The sequence below is a fragment of the Gordonibacter sp. genome, assembly GCF_036667095.1.
Taxonomy (GTDB): Bacteria; Actinomycetota; Coriobacteriia; order Coriobacteriales; family Eggerthellaceae; genus Gordonibacter.
Genome location: NZ_JAVWUP010000287.1, coordinates 1 through 2,537, shown reverse-complemented (window position 1 = coordinate 2,537; position 2,537 = coordinate 1). Strand labels below are relative to the sequence as shown.

At 62.5% G+C, this 2,537-nt stretch carries 3 protein-coding genes; 2 read left to right on the top strand and 1 reads right to left on the bottom strand.

The window, feature by feature from the left end:
* Positions 1 to 305: 305 nt before the first annotated feature.
* A complete protein-coding gene (locus RR842_RS13795; protein WP_332514591.1) occupies positions 306 to 629 on the top strand; it encodes a helix-turn-helix transcriptional regulator in 324 nt (107 codons plus the stop codon).
* A gap of 191 nt (positions 630 to 820) precedes the next feature.
* Here RR842_RS13795 and RR842_RS13790 read toward each other — a convergent pair whose 3' ends face one another.
* A complete protein-coding gene (locus tag RR842_RS13790; protein ID WP_332730159.1) occupies positions 821 to 1,930 on the bottom strand; it encodes an FAD:protein FMN transferase in 1,110 nt (369 codons plus the stop codon).
* Positions 1,931 to 2,095: 165 nt separating this feature from the next.
* Between RR842_RS13790 and RR842_RS13785 the strand changes: the two genes are divergently transcribed.
* Positions 2,096 to 2,537, top strand: a 442-nt coding sequence (locus RR842_RS13785) for a twin-arginine translocation signal domain-containing protein (protein WP_332730158.1), incomplete at its 3' end; no start/stop codon positions are given.

Below are 2,537 nucleotides of genomic sequence, written 5' to 3'. Positions count from 1 at the left end.
TCTGGCCGAGGAGAGGCCTCCGCCACGTTTTCGTTCTCGAAAGACAGGTGACCGGCTAGAATAGGCGAACGGGCAGCAAAGGGTAGGGAGATCAGGGAGGGAAAGCCGAGTCCGACGAAACAGAGACAGCGAAGCATGCGCGTCTGCCGTATGTATTTCGGCATTTCAACTTCTCTTACCTGGGTATCTGTGCCCCGCACGTGTGGATCTACTGCATAGTGCACCGGATGGACCTGGACTTCGGCGGCGTGCTGCGGTTCTCCATGTTGTGGTAGGCTACACTGCTGCTCACCGTTCTTGCGTATGTGCTGACCATCGCCGCTGTGTTCGCGCTCAACGAGAGCACGTTCGCCCAGCGGCGTATCTTCGCCGACCTCGACCTGTCCATGCCCGAGCAGTCCATGTTCGCCAGCATTGATGCGGGGTGCACGACGCTGGGGCAGCAGCGCGGCCTGACTACGCGCGAGGTGGAGGTGCTGCAGCTGCTGTGCAAGGGCCGCTCGACGAGCTATATTGCTGAAAGCCTGTTCATCTCGGAGAATACGGTGCGCTCGCACGCGAAGCACATCTACGCGAAGCTCGACGTGCATTCCAAGCAGGAGATACTGGATCTTATCGCCGCACACTAGCAAGCAGGGTGCCCTTTGCCGAGTGGCGGCCGAGCGAATAATGGCGGTCAACGACCGCTTTGGCAGGTTTATTCGGGCAATTCCGCAAGACCAATTTCCGTGAACAGGGCTTTTGCCGTAAGCAAGGGGCAATCGCTTTCCCCAGCTTTGCCAAAGCGGTCGTTGACCGCCATTTCCGGCAGCCTTCGCCGCTATGCCTCGTGCACGTTTCCGTCGTGGTCGACGAAGTAGGCGCTGAGAATTGCCGGATGCTTCCGTGTGAAGGTGATGCCGCGCTCGACGCCCAGGGCCAACAGCGTGGTGGAGTACCCCTCGGCATCAAGGGAGAGACGTGTGACAACGGTGGCGCCGGCTGCGTCCGTCTTTGCCGGATAGCCGGTCTCGGGGTCGAGGATGTGGTGGTAGAACGCCCCGTCCTTCTCGAAGCAGCGCTCGTACACGCCGCTGGTCACCGCGGAAGCGTCGCGCACGGCCACGGCGCCGACGATACCCTCCTTCTCGCGGGGGTCTTGCAATCCGATGCGCCACGGCGAGCCATCCGGCTTCTGGCCGTGGGCGACCACGTTGCCGCCTAGGTTCACGATGAACGCGTCGAGGCTGTGCGCCGCGATGGCTTCGGCCAGGCGGTCTGCAATCCACCCCTTTGCGATGCCGCCCACATCCACGGCAGCCAGGGGGTCGGAGAGCTGCGCGAACGCCTGCGGATGCCGAGCTCTTCCGTTCGTGCATGCGTTGTCGCCGAGGATGCCGCGCGTGTCTGCGCTGCCCCTACGCTCGCCAGTACCAGTCCTGTGTTCGCGGGCGTTGCCCCTACACTCGTCGCGCTCCGTGTCGTTGTCGCCCGGTTCTTCCCATACGCGCAAGGTGCGCCAATCCACATGAGCTAACGCCGCGTCGATGTCTTCCTGTGGGGGGATGATGCCCTCGTGGAAGTTCCACAGCCTCACGACCGCTCCCATGGTGATGTCGAAGCAGCCTTCGCTGTCCGCGCAGAAGTCGATGGCAGCGCGCAGGAGCTCCGCCGTATCTGCTGCGATGGCGACGGGCGCTCCTTCTGCTGCGTTCAACCGCGCGATATCCGAATGGGGGAGCGTGCGCGAGAACCGCCGCTCGAATAGGCGGCACGCTGCGCGTGCGTCGGCGAAGGCGGCCCGGCACGTGCCCTCGTCGCCGAATGCCTGCAAGGTGATGACGGTATTGAACGCGTAGAACAGCTCCGTCATCATGCCGCGCTCGTCGGGGCCGAGCGTCTGGACGGCGTCTTCAAGGGGGATAGCATCGTATGTTTCGTCTGGGCACATAGCGTCAGTATAAGGCAACGGCCTTCGGCGTGCGAGCCGCAAACCCGTTCTCGCGGGCTGCACTTCCCTCCTCCCTTTGGTGCGGCCTCCGTTTGCGTGATGGAAGAGTTCGCGAGACGCCGACCGTCTCGTGACGTGAGGGAGAAGCAACCAAGGAGACCAGCCATGATTCAGAATCCGAACGAGATCGCCGCCCGTGAGCGCATGGAGGCAGCCATGCGCCGCATCAACGAGAACGCTCGCAAGCGTTTTCAGATGAACCGTCGCCAGTTCCTGTGCGGCAGCGCCGCTACCGTGGCTTTGGCCGTGCTGGGGTTGTCCGGCTGCGCGCCGAAGAGCGAAGCCGGCACCAGCGCTGCTGTGCAGTCTTATAAAGCGGGCATCTACGAAGCCAGTGCCGAGGGTTGCAACGGTGCTGTCGACGTGAAGGTCACGTTCTCGGGCGATCGTATCGAGAGTACCGATGCCGCCCATGAGGAAAGCCGCAATATCGGCGATACCGCTATCAATATTCTAAAAGACAAGTACCTGCAGGGTCAGAGCTTGAACTTCGACGGGGTCACTGCGGCCATGCTGTCGAGCTGGAGAACAAGGGCGAGCAGGGTGG

Excerpts from the sequence above, each read along its gene's own strand:
- RR842_RS13790 (WP_332730159.1), bottom strand. The coding sequence starts at position 1,930 with ATGTGCCCAGACGAAACATACGATGCTATCCCCCTTGAAGACGCCGTC.